This is a genomic window from Sphingobacterium sp. G1-14, from assembly GCF_002196555.1.
GTDB lineage: Bacteria > Bacteroidota > Bacteroidia > Sphingobacteriales > Sphingobacteriaceae > Sphingobacterium > Sphingobacterium siyangense.
Genome location: NZ_CP021381.1, coordinates 3,931,510 through 3,945,232, shown reverse-complemented (window position 1 = coordinate 3,945,232; position 13,723 = coordinate 3,931,510). Strand labels below are relative to the sequence as shown.

Sequence of the window (13,723 nt, the reverse complement as noted above, 5' to 3'; positions counted from 1 at the left end):
TGATTGAGATTTTATAAAGACTTTCAGATGATGAGTACGTTAATTAATGCTGGTTCTCTTGTGTTTGTGTTTTGTTTCGTAATTGCGATTGGGAGGTCTCAGTCTCAGATTCCACAAGCGAAGATGCGTTTGGCTAATATGTCATCCTATTCATTATTAATGGAAAGTGCGGGGAAAAATTTGAAGGACAAGCGCTACCAAGCTGCTCTGAACGATTTTAAAGCTGCTTTTATACAGAAAGATTCGATAGGAAAATATGATTACGCCAACGCGATGGTGGCAGCGGCGAATGTAGACAGTGTGGACTTGGCAATAGCGTGGTTTGAGGAAGGAATTAAGCTGGGACTTGGAATAACTGATGATGAGTACCGGTATTTTTCATCGGCCGAGGAATTTCAAAATTTAAAAAAACAAATTGCCTATCAAAATCAATTGGATCGGCTATCAACACAGGTAGCGCAGTTGAAAAAGCGACAAGCTGAGGCTAAACGTGAGTGGTTAAAAAAGATTCAACATAATAGTTCAAGGGGGGCAGGTGAGGTGGTCAAATCAGGCTTTGTTTTATATTGGAATCAAATGGGCGATAGTCTTGTACCATATTTGGTCTATCTACCTGCGGAGCTTAAAGATAAAAACAACGTAAGAGCTATCGTCTACTTACATGGTGGTGTCTCAAGTGTCACTGAGTTCCAGTTCGAGGACCCAAGTGTAGCGGATGAGCCGATTTTTAAATTGGCAGATCATTTGGGATTTGTTGTAATTTATCCATTTGGAAAAAAATCGTACGGTTGGGTACGACAACGTTCTGCCTTTCAACAGGTGTTAGCAATTACCGAAGAAGTCAAACTAAACTATTTACTGAATAGCAAAGAAATTTACCTTGGTGGAATGTCTAATGGTGGTACAGCCGTTTATTGGTTTGCCGCTCAAAGTAATACACCATTTAGTGCCTTCTTCACATTATCTGCCGATTGTGAACTCGTTATTGAGCCGATCGATTGGGAACGGCTACACAGCGATAGACCAATATATTCTTTTCACACGGCTGACGATACCATCTATCCAATAGCGAAGATCAGTGCTGTCTACGCTAGCCGAAAATCACCGGCTTGGCATCTTCGGACACTGAAGGCTGGTGGCCATGGGTTCATTTATGACCCCGTGAAAGGCCATGAATTATTCATGCAGTGTATTACTGAAATGCTGGAGGAAGTTCATAAAACGAGATAACCGATAAAGTGGTAGGGGTATAAAGAATCCAGTATCAACGTTTGATTTGTATAGAAAAAGTTGGCGTAACTAAAACCGTATTTTAATAGCTTTTGTTATCCTAAGTAAAACGTTATGGGTAAATTACAATTATTGATCATGAATGTGTTGGTAGTTTTTCTGTATGGAGCTTGTCAATTACCTCAGCGCCCGCCACAGTCCAGTACAAATGAATCTAAGCACAAGGCACAGGATTTACCTTCTAACGTAACCTTTTTTGGTGGTGGCAGATCTAAGGAAATGAGTATGGTATCAGGGAAAACGGATACTATTTTCATTTCAGTCCATCAGGCGGATTCGGTTCTTATCAAAATAAAAACTCCCACGGATACAGCCAATGTACGAATTAGTCAGCTTTTTATGCCCGATGGTTCGGCTGATGGCCCCTTTGGCCAAGAGCTTGCCTATAGATTTAAAGATGTTGGCCAATATCATATTACGGTGAATGAGAATAAAATGATAGGGAATCATTACTCAGGGCCTTATGTAGTACAAATTGTGCCAATAGTTCAATCTTTCTAGGCTACTCAACATCACCTGTGTACTTGATCGTATTATTCACGTAAAGCGCTGATTTTTTAGCATCATATTTATAGTTATCCTTTTGGTAAATGTCGTTTTCGACTTTATCCAGGATAATGGTTTTTTTACTGTCATCAGGTAAAAATAATTCTAGCTTTGATTTATCCTCGCTAAGGACAACAAAGGCACTAATGACAGCTTTTCCTTCTTCTTTCTCCGTTGGATTTAGGCGTAAGCCAACATTGAATACCTGGATACATCCTTGTTTGATCTCACTCCAAGTTTGTCCTGCCGCGACTAAACAACCGTGCTCATCCTTGCTGCCGCCGATCGATGGAGTTGCTTCTTCCTTACCTTGGACAGCTGTTTCTTTGGATTCGCTGTTCTTGGGGGCATTGTTACAAGATGTAAAAGTAACAAGGCTCATGACTATAAATGCTAGTTTTCTCATTTGAATCGGTTTTTATATATTTCATGATATTCACACAATAAATATACCACAGTCGTCTGTTTATTCTTTAATCGACCTTTTACGGTAGGCTTTCATCCTTTCCTTAGCTATAGGTGCAGCTCCGCGGTATCGCAGAAAAATGTGTGCAGCGTAAGTCAATATTGTCATAGGACAAGTCGAATTTCTGTATAGTTTATTAATATTGTGGTGCCGCGCAATGTGATCTTTTGTATCAGAACATTGGACGGAATGATTTTAAACCAATGTAGATAGACAAAAGTATTCTTATCATTTAAAACATCCTATGAAACATAAAGATCGTCCTGTCAAAAATTTGGTTTCGGTTATTTTAGTTGAAAAACAACTAGCCGATGTTTGGAAATACTGGAATGATGCTGATGCAATTATGCAATGGAATATTCCATTTGACGATTGGCACTGTCCTGCTGTTCATATTGATTTTAGAGAGGGCGGGATGTTTAATTTTAGAATGGAACAAAAAAATAGCCGCGAGGGATTTGATTATGTAGGAGTATACGATGAGATTATTTGGATGGAGTATATTGAAAGTACCAGTGGAGGGAGAACGTGTGTTGTTGAATTTCAAGCGATTGATAACAATACGATTATCCGGGAAACTTTCGAACCTGATACGTTTACACCTTTGGACCTACAACAGTCTTTTACCGATGGGGTCTTGCTAAGTTTTAAAAAATTTATAGAAAACAAATCGTTGTAGAAGCGTGTTGCTACTGACAGAAATATAGACTTTATAGAATAAATTATGCGTGAAATAGAATCGAAAAGCGGTTATGCACCTGCTAATGGAATAAAACTTTACTACGAAATATTCGGCACAGGAAGGCCTTTAGTATTGATTCATGGCGGAGGTTCCTCTGGATTCTCTGATTTTGAAGAGACAATAAAAAGATTGCATGATCAGTACCAGTTGATTGTGATAGACCTGCAAAATCATGGAAGATCCGAACACAGAACCACCCCCGAAACCTTCGAGCAGGATGCGAAAGATATTTCGGCTGTTCTTGACTTCTTTTCTATCGCAAAAGCATCATTTTTTGGCTTTAGTAATGGAGCGACAACAGTTTTGAAATTTGCGACGATGTATCCGGACAAGGTGGAAAAGCTGATTGCAGCATCGGGAAATACCAAAAGAGAGGGACTTTTAGATGGTTTTTTTGAAAGTATGGAAGCTTCAACAATTAACGATATACCACCTTTTCTCAAAGAGAACTTTATGAAGCTGAATCCAGATCCGGAGAAATTTCGAAATATGTATGAAAAAGATAGCCAGCGCATGATAAACTTTAAAGACTTCGAAACGGAATCCTTAAGGCTTTTGACCTGCCCGGTATTTTTGATAGGGGGAGACCAAGATGTTGTAAAAACGACACATCTAGCTGCCATGCAACAGCAGATTCCTCATGCCCGACTGCTTATTTTACCGGCTAATCATGGGAACTATATGATGGCTGATTTTAATGGCGATGTAAATGACCAATTGATCGATTTTACACTAGGACAAATACAGCATTTTTTGGCACCCAATTGAAACCTGTTCAATCGAATAAGTTCGCGCCAAAGGTTTATCGATAATTACGCATATTACGTTCCATCTTACGTATGCGCTGTTCGTTTTTTCCGTCAACACGAGATGCAACCGCCCAAATGGCTGCGGGTATCCAACCCAGTATGGTCATCTGTAGGATCAAACAGAGAATGCCACTTAGAATCTTACCGCGTAAGAAAAACGATAACCAAGGAAGTAAGACTGCTATTAATATCATAAATAATAGGGTTATAAACATTAAAATACAAAAGTACGGTATTCACCATTAAAAATCGCGAATAATATCAATTAAAGCAAATTAAGTTATTTTTTTGTTTGGTTGTAATATGTTGATAATTAATGTGTAGTAGTTTTGTGTTGGTAGAATAGGTAAATGTTAAGAAAACTTAAAATATGCCTTCCGACAGATGAATTTTAAAATTTTAAGGAGGTGTGGCACCAATGTTGATGTTCCCCTGTCGAATATTTTAGATGCAGATTACATAGAATAAATGACGGAAAACATGGGAAACAACAATAGTATTATTGAAAATTTAGACAGCAAATATCGTGGATATCTAGAGGATGAGGGGAAATGGCTCAATGATGGATTTAAGAATATTTTCATCGATGGGGAACCAAGTAAAGCAAATCTGAAAACATCGGTTTATCTTATGTTACCCCAAGAGATCAGAGAATATGTCGATCAGTTGTTGCCCAACGATTGATTATAAATTATACCCGCAAATCGTTTAAAGTAAAAGTTTACTAGAATCAGTTTTTTCTGATTTTAGTAAACTTTACTTGTTTAAACAGGGGAGAGCAGACCACATCTCCATTAAATACCATATTCTTTCACGGTTTGGCAAATTTGCTCTTTTTGTTTTCGGCTTAATACGTTCAACATGGTAAGGATTTCTTTACCTTGAAAAGTCTCAAGCTCAAGTCTAGGACCCAACCAATTGCTTTCAATAATACGGATATTAACGATTTGAATGTAGGGCACGAATACCAGCGCATCCAAATCTGCTAAAGCCCACATACTCCCGGTCTTCTTTTTAATCCGTTTAAAATACAATCCTTTTTTATCTGTTCGGGCTCGGATGATCTTCCTGCTGCTCTTTAGAAGAAGGCAGCCGCCGATAATAAAAGATAAGTGGAGCAACAGCATAAATAATGAGACTAAAAAGCGAAATACATCTTTAAAGTCAAGTACCATAGCACTGAAATTCTCTTTAAATGAATCATTCGGATGATAAGCGATGAAACATGTAGATATCCCCATTAAAATCAAGATACTACCGATGATAATGGATCGCCAATTAGGTAGGTAATAATTAATAAAGGTTTCACTGTCTGTGGCTGCTAATTTTCTCCTTTTCATATCTAAATATAGGGACCTTATAAATTGACCGTACAGAAGACTTACAATTCGTTCAAAAGCATTTATAATTCGACAACTGTTGTTATAAAGGCATGAAGTCTGTTTTTGAAATTATTATGAACTTGTTTATTGGTCGCATCGAAATCCATGTTACGGAAGATTGGACCACTGTACATCTGCTTTCTGGATGAGGTCGACACGAAAGAGTTGCGATACATTTGCACTATAAATCAAACTATTTAATGAAATGAATTATAACATTAGAAAGGCAAGTCTTGAGGATCTTGATCAAGCAGCAGCGTTATTCAATCTTTATCGGATTTTCTACAGACAGGAATCGGATTTGGAAAAAGCCAAAGAATTTTTGAGGGAGCGATTTTTGTACGGAGAGTCAGAAATCTTTTTGGCAATTCAGGGCGAACAAGCTGTTGGTTTTGTTCAGCTTTATAAATTGTTTCATTATACTAAATTGCAGCGACAGTGGTTGTTGAGTGATCTATTTGTGCATCCTGATCACCGGAGTAAAGGTCTTTCGGTTCGGCTTATAGATCGTAGTAAAGTCTGGTGTGAAGAGACTGGAGCTTGTGGTCTGATGCTTGAGACCGAGAAAACAAATGTTATCGGTAATAGTCTTTATCCGAGGTGTGGATTTGAATACGACGGCATGCATAACTATTATCATTGGTGGCGATAACCTTAACTGGATCGTCAGGGCACTTCTGCGCCTGGCGATCCAGTTGGCAACTGAGATTAATTAGACGGCAAATTGTGTCAAATGATGATCCAGGTGTTTATAAAACATGTTGTTCCACTCCCAGCTTTTCAGCTTGCCGAAAGAATGGGACTCCTTCCCATCAAAATAATTTTCGCCCAATTCCAGCGTTTTTCTAATGTAATCGATTAACCTACGTTGCTCGATCTCGAAATCACGTCTGGATGTTACCAGAAACTCTGTAGCAGTAGGGTTATTTCTCTTATAAGGTTTTTCATTGACCACCAGATTCTTTACAAACCATTTTAGTAGTAGTTTCTTTAATCCAGTAGGCTTAGTATGCTTGTCTTCATAGATTAATTCATAGGTCACGTTGCAGTGGGCTAACATTTGATCGACAGTCATTTTACCCCATTGGGCACTGCTGTCTGGATTAAGATTTTGAATCCGTGCTATCACTTCATCACTCACTGTTTTGTCAAAAATATTTTTCATAATTTAAATGCTAATTGGTTTTCAGGTTGCTGGAACTTTGGTTGGGGATGATAACGTACGAAATAATAATCTATATTAATTGAAGTATAATATCACATTTAAAGGCTCATCTTTTACAGTTACTTTCTTTTCGGTGGGCCCATTTTTATTGCTGTACCTCAAGGTATAAGACTGATTTTTTTTCACGATAAATGTTAAATAATCATTCGCATCCTGCAGTTTAGTTGCGGTCGAACCACCGCCAATTTGATCATTTCCTTGAAAGATATCTACATTGCATTTTGTTCTGCCTTCCGGTTGACATTGATCGTTACTGAGATACATGGTTACGTTTAGACGGGTGTAAGATTTGTCGTTCAATTGTTGGCTATATTGCTGATTGAATAGATCAATATAGCGCTGGGAAACATTATCTGCATATACTTCTGTTTCGCTCCATGCTGGGAATGAGGTAGCTGCCGGTTTGTAGGAAGCCGCATAAATGGAATGTTCCTTGCTATTCGGATCGGCTTTTCCTGCGTCGGCCAAAAACCAGCTGTAATTTAGGTCTTTGTCCGGATAATATTCAGTAAAATACCATTTACCATTAATCCATACCTCGACCCAACTGTGGTTACCACGATTGTCATGCCAGTTTGGTGTACCTGCAATCCGGGCCGGTATACCTACTGATCGCAATGCATCGATCAGTAAAATGGATAATCCGGTACAAGATGCCATCCCTTGGCTTATCGATTCAGATGGATTTTGATCAGCTTTTTTTCGTTGGGTATTGTAATCGACTTTTACTTCATCTCTGATATTCTTATTTATGGCTACAACGGCATCTTTTATCGTTTTGCTATTTGTTACATATTTTGAGAAACGATCGTAGAAATCACCACGCCAGTCGTCTAGATCTTCAGAAAATACACGATAGGGCAATACCTCATTTAGAAAAATAGAATCTGGAATTTCCTTTGCCCAGGAAAATGTTGATTTTGCCTGGTAAGCCTTTTCAATATTATGGATAAGATGATCACTCTTAATCGTCGTTAAGTCATTTTTAGGCATATAAGCTATGAGAAAAGCCGCGCCTTCACGCATTTCTTTGGGCAGTTTCTCTAGTACTTTCTCCAATTCATTACGATTCATGCCGGCAGCTTTTAGTGCGTTTTTGACCGGTTTTTGATACTGACTTGGTAAAGAGGAAAGCTTGAAATCTTGTGCAGATGCTTTGAAAAAAATGGCTGTAGATAAACAGCAGAAAACTAAAGAAAATACCTTTTTGAACATAATAATATACGCTTGCTTGTTCTTTATCTATTTAAATTAATACGATTTGTATATTTCAAACATCGATAAATTGATTTTTATATGCAAAAATACGTTTTATAGTCTGGCTCGTAACTTAGAAGCCCAATTTGCATAATTTCTTCTTTGACAGCCTGTGAGCCTCTGTTCTAGCCCGATAGCTGCCTGCATTGGGACAGAGCCGTATCACAGTCCCTGTGAATCCGAGATGAATCCGACATTCTCTTGGAGTGACAGCCCTTTATTAAGGTGGACTCAACGTGGACCCAACGCGAACGAAGTACGACGATGTACTTTTGGATTGCGCTGCACTTCTAAAAAGTCAAAAGGTATTAATCCCGCACAATTTCATTTGCAAATGAATACAAATTTATTTTAGTTTGAAGATCTTTACGTCGAAGTAAAGATCATAACCCAAAAAATAATTTGAATGACAATTCCGATGAAGCCGTTTCATTTTCTATATTATAGTGTATGCTGTCTGATCCTTTTATCTGGTATGCTGTATTCCTGTCAATCGCAAAATCCGGATCGGGTGATACTTGAAAAATTGGATAGGACCTTTAATGCATCCAAATTTTATGGCCCCAAAATAAAAAGGAGTGAAGAGTTGCTGCATGCGGACGTTAAAAGTATGGATAAGAAAGAGTTGAAAGAAGTCTTTGAAACCGCCATATTTAAAAAGGATACGCTTGCTATTTTTAATTCAGAAGGGAGTCTGCCAACGTTATTTTATATCGAGTCTACCGCAGCTTGGGGAACACGGAAATTAAAGCCAGTTAAAGATTTCGGTTATCGTTATACAACTGTTTCATACAATGAAGAAAAGGATACCATAGCGATATTAAACGGAATTTCTTTTCCAGCCTTGACTGTGGCAGAGGATAAAAATGGTGAATTTGCTTATCTATATGCAATGAAGACTTCAAAAAATAAAGATGATTTTCAAAATATTTACAACTATCTACAGAAGACGTTTACAAAATTGAAGCTTCAAGATGATGCGGGAAGTGGTATAAAAGGTTGGGAAAATAAAGACTTTTACTATTTTTTACATAAAAAAAATAGAAGGGAAGAACAGATTTTTTCGTTTGGAGAAGATGAAGACGACAAGCCGACGACTACAGACATCACCGATATCCGTTTGGAAATTTATTCTAAAATTTACATCCAAAATATGCAAAAAGAGCAGGTTTACTTACCGGATTATATTCCCATTATCAAATGACAGATGTAGATAATTGGTAACCGTCAAACTTGTTACAAACCTGCATAAGCGAATTTGTTTATATTTACTTCCTTGTAAAAAAATCAATCAAATCGTTTTATTTTTATGTCAGATACTCAAATACCGACTTCCGCTTATGCAGATACCAAACCACACTATGCTGTACTTGATGGGTTACGTGGGGTCGCAGCTATTACCGTGGTTTGCTTTCATATTTTTGAAGCCTTTGCAACAAGCCATTTAGATCAGCGAATTAATCATGGTTATTTGGCGGTCGACTTTTTCTTTATGCTTTCAGGGTTTGTTGTGGGCTATGCTTATGATGATCGCTGGAAGACGATGACAACAAAAGAATTTATTAAACGAAGAATAATACGTTTACATCCGATGGTTGTTATGGGAGCGATCATTGGAGCGGTTATGTTCTATTTTCAGGGTTGTTCTGTTTGGGATGTGACCAAAGTGACATTTTCTTCGCTGGCAATCGCAACCCTATTGAATGCTTTGTTAATTCCTGCGATTCCTGGACATGAGGTGAGAGGGCTTGGGGAGATGTTTCCATTAAATGGACCAAGCTGGTCGTTGTTTTTTGAATACATCGGTAATATCCTGTATGCATTGGTCATTCGAAGATTTTCGACCAAAGCATTAGCCGGACTCGTTATTTTATTCGGAATAGGTTTGGCTGCATTTGCGATATTGGGACCCTTGGGAGATATATGTGCTGGTTTTTCACTCACAGGAACAGAATTTACGGCAGGTTCACTTCGTCTTTTATTTTCTTTTACAGCGGGCCTGTTTCTATCGAGGATATTTAAATCTTTACAGATCAAGGGGGCATTTTGGATTTGTAGTTTGATCTTAGTACCTCTTTTGGCTATGCCGCGCATTGGCGGGGCTGAGCATTTATGGATGAATGGTCTGTACGACACGTTATGTTGTGTTGTTGTTTTCCCTTTGCTTGTTGTTTTAGGAGCATCTGGCAAGGGAGAAAGCGGTATTACAAGTTGGCTTTGCAAGTTTTTAGGCGATATATCCTATCCTTTGTATATGGTACATTATCCCTTTATTTATCTATACTATGCTTGGGTCAAGAATGAAAATCTGAGTTTTGAAGAATCTCTGCCAGGAGCAGCAGCTGTTGTGATCGGAAGTATTGTGCTTGCATACGGCTGTTTGAAGTTATACGATATACCCGTACGGCGATATCTGTCAAAACGATTTCTAAGATCAAAAGGGAAATAGCCACCGGCAAACTAATCCTATATTCATTATAAAATAAAAAAACACCAATTTATGGTGTTTTTTTATGCATATTACGTAGGACAGTGACCTGTACATAAAGAAAATATCTTGTCATGTTAAATAACGCTTGAATGTCAGTCTTTTTCAAAAAAAACGTTGTTATATTTCGACGAATAAAATACCAAATAAAAGCCTAAAGGACTTCGGTACACCGTTGGATCTGACGCAAGAATATGATGAGTGGGAGAGTCCATACACAGCTTTAAGCGTGCGGATTCATAAGGACTTACTGTTTCGATCTTGCCCTCGTAAACTTTGGATATTTTACCTGCGCTTACGACGTTGAAATAAATCGAATCGTTATCCTTTATGATAAAATTATGGCTATCATATTGCCAGTCAGTTTGTTTTCCTGGGAATAGGTCGCGTTTTATATGATAAGTCCCATAATAATCTTCTTTTTTTAAGATTTTTGGGCTAGCGATCCATTGAAAAAGTTGAGACAAAGAAAAAAGTAGAATTGCGCCACCGCTGAGAGATAAAATTGCGTAACGAAAGAAGCGTCTTTCTGTGAAAATTCCGCATAACATTAAAATTACCAGCAGTGGTAGAAAAATAAATATAATGAAAAAATTGGCCCCAAATCCCATTTTATAAGTTGTTGTGGCTTCGAAGAAAACCAAATGGATTTTCTTTTACTCCTCTTATAGAAACCTACTTTCTAAATTGAAAGTTTTAACTAAAGTAGCCCCATAGCTACCAAATCCAACACAGTATACCTTCTATTGTCCAATTTATTCTTGACACATGCTTCAAGAATTTTTTTGACACCATTTGAATAGGAATCATGTCCGAGGACCTTGGTCTCAATTTTAATTTCATCATTTTTATCTTTGATCACAATCTGATGGTAGGCATGTTTCTCTAAGTAGGCAACGGGAATATTTATTTTATAAGCTTGCGTTTTCGCATCGCGAATAGAGACAACACGCTCATGAGCGACCTGTAAAGAGTTGGCGATATGATAAGCTGTACCTGGTTCAGTATTCTTGGAGGCCTGATGAGACTCCATAATAGATATTTCATAGTCTTTGAAATTATGACCAAATTGTCGGAGCATATGGAGCGTTTTTAGCAAAAGTATGGAGGTATTCGGGCAAATGACAAGTGGAAAAGCAGTATCGAGCTTTTCGGTCTCTAGGCCCGTCGAAAGTTCAATTAATACCGAACCCGTACGTGCGCAAAAATCAAGACAATCTTGTAACTCCCGGCCCGATCCGGCATGTATAACAATAGATGGAGACGTCGTTGTAATGGATGGTTGCCAAGGTGAAATTTCTACACAGGGAATGGAATAATCGGCTTCCAATATTGCGTTTGCCAGTTTTCCTGATCCTACTACAAAGGCTTTTTTTGTATTCATATTGCTTGTTTTATCACACCATCCGCTATCCTTTTAACTGTGAATCGATAAAAAGATACCGGATGAATTTGTAAAGAAGTAAAGGCTGTGCTTGAGTGAGGTAAGTTACAAAAATAGACTGTAAAATTTAGTCTTTGCTATTATGGAATTATTCTTTTTTCACGCATTTCGTCAAAGAGTTGATAAAACATTTGTTCAGTATCGATAAATTCATGGAAGCCGAGTCGTCTCGCCTTTGTGCCGTCGGCAAAAAAATCATAATCCCAAGAAAAGACAAAGTCGCCAAAAGTCCAAGCTGAAACCTGCGCATAGTTATAGCTTAATGCATGCTTTTCTTTTAATTTTTGCCATACAGGTTCCTTATCTGCCATCATCGTTTCGAGTGATAGCGGGATCGGGTCAGCACTTTGCATATCAAAATAGGCTGCTAATTTGGGCCATAGTTCCTTCCAGCGGAAGAGATCGCCATTGTTAATGTTGAAGGCTTGATTGGCCGCTTGTGGATTGGTCGAGGCCCATACCGTTGCTTTGGCTAATAGTGTTGAATCGGTCATTTCCATCAATGTCTGAAAAGCGCCAATTTTTCCTGGAAACCGAAGCGGAATACCGAGTTCTTTTGAGATAGATGCATATACAGCAATGAGTAACGCTAAATTCATCGGATTATTGGGAGCCGTTCCACCAACAACGGACGGACGGATCGCCGACCAAGTCCATTTCTTACCTTTTTGCAGTTGTTCGAGGTATTGCTGTTGACTGGTATTGAATTCAGGCGGCATATGTCCGGCATCTGATTCTTTGGCCGGTGTCTTGAAAGGGCCCAAATGAGCACCGTATACTTTATACCCCTGCATTAAGCTGATGTGTTGAAGATTACTCGCTATTGGTTCCACCACAGTCAAAACATTGCTTAGCATTCTCATATTGGGCTCTACCAGCTCAGCCCAGGTCGGTCTATCCTGATATGCAACATAGTAAATATGAGTCACTGAATCCAAGTTACCTAGTTTTTTGATACAATCGGCTATATCTAATAAATCTACAGCGATGAAACGAACCTTATTCCGATCGGCATTTGTTCGTCTTGATAAACCTATAATTTCCCATTCTTCCGTCTTTTCAAGGTAGTCTATGAGATTGTTGCCTATGACGCCATTGGCGCCCACTACTAAAGCGGTGTTTTTTCTAGTCTTCATCTTTGTCTATTATTTATAAAGCCAAAGTTAGTTGGAAGCCTAGTGGGGTTTAATGTAAAAATCCAACATAATTATGTATATTTCTGAAATGAAACGTTATCGTCAGTTTGAACCGGTGCTTATTTCAGGATTTAAGATGCTCGAATGGAACCATCCTGAACACAATCACAATCATTACGAGTTTATCTTTATTCGGGAGGGTGTCGGACGACATATCGTTAATGGACATTCATTTCCCTACGGGGCAGGAACGATCTTTCTACTTGGGCCAGATGATCAGCATTATTTTGAAATCGAACAACTCACACATTTTGTTTATCTTAAATTTACCGACGCCTACCTTGGTCGTGACACTTCGGGTGCTACGCCCGCAATACAACAGCTGGAATATATCATAAAAAGTAGAGAAACCCATCAGATGGGGTTTCAATTAGCGGGGGAAGATAAGATGGTGATAGAACAGATCTTTGATATACTCCTTTTATTTAAGAAAGATCAAATCGGAAATCAGGAACTTATTTGGTTGCAATTATTCAGCATTGCACATGTTCTGCAGCGAAATATGCCTGAATTGCGTAGTAGTAGTACCAAAAGTCGCGATCTGCAGGCTATGTTTTGCTATATTCATAAAAATATTTACGATCCCAACTGTCTGCGGATACAAATGATGGCGAAGCACTTTAATATTGCCAACGATTATCTTGGTATTTACTTTAAACGTCAGGCAGGGATTACCTTACGGGACTATATTCAAAACTACCGCAGTACATTGATACGTCAACGAATAGCAACAGGAAGAGTTACCTTAAAGGAAATTGCTGTTGAATTTGGGCTGACCGATGTAAGTCACCTGACGAAGATTATACATAAAACGTAGTCCATTTCCATCGAAAAGCATTGAAATCAAATTTAATCTATAATATTTATCCCGTAGAAGA

At 38.3% G+C, this 13,723-nt stretch carries 16 protein-coding genes; 9 read left to right on the top strand and 7 right to left on the bottom strand.

The window, feature by feature from the left end:
• Positions 1-27 precede the first annotated feature (27 nt).
• Both CBM24_RS17025 and CBM24_RS17020 read left to right on the top strand, forming a co-directional pair.
• Positions 28-1,230, top strand: coding sequence for a hypothetical protein (locus CBM24_RS17025; RefSeq protein WP_145327081.1), 1,203 nt, complete (start codon positions 28-30; stop codon positions 1,228-1,230).
• Positions 1,231-1,344: 114 nt separating this feature from the next.
• Positions 1,345-1,791 carry a hypothetical protein gene (locus tag CBM24_RS17020; RefSeq protein ID WP_088162066.1) on the top strand — a complete coding sequence of 149 codons (447 nt, stop codon included), beginning with the start codon at positions 1,345-1,347 and terminating at the stop codon, positions 1,789-1,791.
• A gap of 1 nt (position 1,792) precedes the next feature.
• Here the strand turns inward: CBM24_RS17020 and CBM24_RS17015 are convergent, their stop codons facing one another.
• A complete protein-coding gene (locus CBM24_RS17015; protein ID WP_157698514.1) occupies positions 1,793-2,242 on the bottom strand; it encodes a hypothetical protein in 450 nt (149 codons plus the stop codon).
• Positions 2,243-2,546: 304 nt separating this feature from the next.
• On the opposite strand from CBM24_RS17015, the gene CBM24_RS17010 reads away from it, so the two are divergent.
• Positions 2,547-2,981 carry an SRPBCC domain-containing protein gene (locus CBM24_RS17010; protein ID WP_088162064.1) on the top strand — a complete coding sequence of 145 codons (435 nt, stop codon included), beginning with the start codon at positions 2,547-2,549 and terminating at the stop codon, positions 2,979-2,981.
• A gap of 45 nt (positions 2,982-3,026) precedes the next feature.
• Positions 3,027-3,812, top strand: coding sequence for an alpha/beta fold hydrolase (locus CBM24_RS17005; RefSeq protein ID WP_088162063.1), 786 nt, complete (start codon positions 3,027-3,029; stop codon positions 3,810-3,812).
• A gap of 34 nt (positions 3,813-3,846) precedes the next feature.
• Here CBM24_RS17005 and CBM24_RS17000 read toward each other — a convergent pair whose 3' ends face one another.
• Complete coding sequence (locus CBM24_RS17000) at positions 3,847-4,047, bottom strand: YqaE/Pmp3 family membrane protein (RefSeq protein WP_075994862.1); 201 nt, start codon at positions 4,045-4,047, stop codon at positions 3,847-3,849.
• 286 nt (positions 4,048-4,333) lie between these two features.
• Between CBM24_RS17000 and CBM24_RS16995 the strand changes: the two genes are divergently transcribed.
• A complete protein-coding gene (locus CBM24_RS16995) occupies positions 4,334-4,537 on the top strand; it encodes a hypothetical protein (protein ID WP_145327083.1) in 204 nt (67 codons plus the stop codon).
• Positions 4,538-4,647: 110 nt separating this feature from the next.
• Here CBM24_RS16995 and CBM24_RS16990 read toward each other — a convergent pair whose 3' ends face one another.
• Positions 4,648-5,193, bottom strand: a complete 546-nt coding sequence (locus CBM24_RS16990) for a hypothetical protein (RefSeq protein WP_088162062.1) — start codon at positions 5,191-5,193, stop codon at positions 4,648-4,650.
• A gap of 247 nt (positions 5,194-5,440) precedes the next feature.
• Here CBM24_RS16990 and CBM24_RS16985 point away from each other — a divergent pair, with 247 nt between their 5' ends.
• Positions 5,441-5,887, top strand: coding sequence for a GNAT family N-acetyltransferase (locus CBM24_RS16985; protein WP_088162061.1), 447 nt, complete (start codon positions 5,441-5,443; stop codon positions 5,885-5,887).
• A 60-nt stretch (positions 5,888-5,947) separates the two neighbouring features.
• Here CBM24_RS16985 and CBM24_RS16980 read toward each other — a convergent pair whose 3' ends face one another.
• Together CBM24_RS16980 and CBM24_RS16975 are read right to left on the bottom strand one after the other, a co-directional pair.
• A complete protein-coding gene (locus CBM24_RS16980) occupies positions 5,948-6,400 on the bottom strand; it encodes a DUF1569 domain-containing protein (protein WP_088162060.1) in 453 nt (150 codons plus the stop codon).
• 75 nt (positions 6,401-6,475) lie between these two features.
• Positions 6,476-7,534, bottom strand: coding sequence for a transglutaminase-like domain-containing protein (locus tag CBM24_RS16975; RefSeq protein WP_157698512.1), 1,059 nt, complete (start codon positions 7,532-7,534; stop codon positions 6,476-6,478).
• Positions 7,535-8,123: 589 nt separating this feature from the next.
• Here CBM24_RS16975 and CBM24_RS16970 point away from each other — a divergent pair.
• Both CBM24_RS16970 and CBM24_RS16965 read left to right on the top strand, forming a co-directional pair.
• Positions 8,124-8,921 (top strand): hypothetical protein, encoded by a 798-nt coding sequence (locus CBM24_RS16970; protein WP_157698509.1) that lies wholly within the window; start codon positions 8,124-8,126, stop codon positions 8,919-8,921.
• Between the two features lie 105 nt (positions 8,922-9,026).
• Entirely contained in the window at positions 9,027-10,166 is a 1,140-nt protein-coding gene (locus tag CBM24_RS16965) for an acyltransferase family protein (protein WP_088162057.1), read from the top strand.
• A 739-nt stretch (positions 10,167-10,905) separates the two neighbouring features.
• On the opposite strand, the gene CBM24_RS16955 is transcribed toward CBM24_RS16965, so the two are convergent.
• On the bottom strand, positions 10,906-11,589 hold the full coding sequence (locus CBM24_RS16955) for a dihydrodipicolinate reductase C-terminal domain-containing protein (RefSeq protein ID WP_088162055.1): 684 nt from the start codon (positions 11,587-11,589) through the stop codon (positions 10,906-10,908).
• 140 nt (positions 11,590-11,729) lie between these two features.
• Positions 11,730-12,785, bottom strand: coding sequence for an SDR family oxidoreductase (locus CBM24_RS16950; protein WP_088162054.1), 1,056 nt, complete (start codon positions 12,783-12,785; stop codon positions 11,730-11,732).
• A 73-nt stretch (positions 12,786-12,858) separates the two neighbouring features.
• On the opposite strand from CBM24_RS16950, the gene CBM24_RS16945 reads away from it, so the two are divergent.
• Complete coding sequence (locus CBM24_RS16945; RefSeq protein WP_088162053.1) at positions 12,859-13,662, top strand: AraC family transcriptional regulator; 804 nt, start codon at positions 12,859-12,861, stop codon at positions 13,660-13,662.
• Positions 13,663-13,723 lie beyond the last annotated feature (61 nt).

Coding starts and splice junctions, on each gene's coding strand:
- CBM24_RS17025 (WP_145327081.1), top strand. CDS start 28: ATGATGAGTACGTTAATTAATGCTGGTTCTCTTGTGTTTGTGTTTTGT.
- CBM24_RS17020 (WP_088162066.1), top strand. CDS start 1,345: ATGGGTAAATTACAATTATTGATCATGAATGTGTTGGTAGTTTTTCTG.
- CBM24_RS17015 (WP_157698514.1), bottom strand. CDS start 2,242: ATGAGAAAACTAGCATTTATAGTCATGAGCCTTGTTACTTTTACATCT.
- CBM24_RS17010 (WP_088162064.1), top strand. CDS start 2,547: ATGAAACATAAAGATCGTCCTGTCAAAAATTTGGTTTCGGTTATTTTA.
- CBM24_RS17005 (WP_088162063.1), top strand. CDS start 3,027: ATGCGTGAAATAGAATCGAAAAGCGGTTATGCACCTGCTAATGGAATA.
- CBM24_RS17000 (WP_075994862.1), bottom strand. CDS start 4,047: ATGATATTAATAGCAGTCTTACTTCCTTGGTTATCGTTTTTCTTACGC.
- CBM24_RS16995 (WP_145327083.1), top strand. CDS start 4,334: ATGGGAAACAACAATAGTATTATTGAAAATTTAGACAGCAAATATCGT.
- CBM24_RS16990 (WP_088162062.1), bottom strand. CDS start 5,193: ATGAAAAGGAGAAAATTAGCAGCCACAGACAGTGAAACCTTTATTAAT.
- CBM24_RS16985 (WP_088162061.1), top strand. CDS start 5,441: ATGAATTATAACATTAGAAAGGCAAGTCTTGAGGATCTTGATCAAGCA.
- CBM24_RS16980 (WP_088162060.1), bottom strand. CDS start 6,400: ATGAAAAATATTTTTGACAAAACAGTGAGTGATGAAGTGATAGCACGG.
- CBM24_RS16975 (WP_157698512.1), bottom strand. CDS start 7,534: ATGAATCGTAATGAATTGGAGAAAGTACTAGAGAAACTGCCCAAAGAA.
- CBM24_RS16970 (WP_157698509.1), top strand. CDS start 8,124: ATGACAATTCCGATGAAGCCGTTTCATTTTCTATATTATAGTGTATGC.
- CBM24_RS16965 (WP_088162057.1), top strand. CDS start 9,027: ATGTCAGATACTCAAATACCGACTTCCGCTTATGCAGATACCAAACCA.
- CBM24_RS16955 (WP_088162055.1), bottom strand. CDS start 11,589: ATGAATACAAAAAAAGCCTTTGTAGTAGGATCAGGAAAACTGGCAAAC.
- CBM24_RS16950 (WP_088162054.1), bottom strand. CDS start 12,785: ATGAAGACTAGAAAAAACACCGCTTTAGTAGTGGGCGCCAATGGCGTC.
- CBM24_RS16945 (WP_088162053.1), top strand. CDS start 12,859: ATGTATATTTCTGAAATGAAACGTTATCGTCAGTTTGAACCGGTGCTT.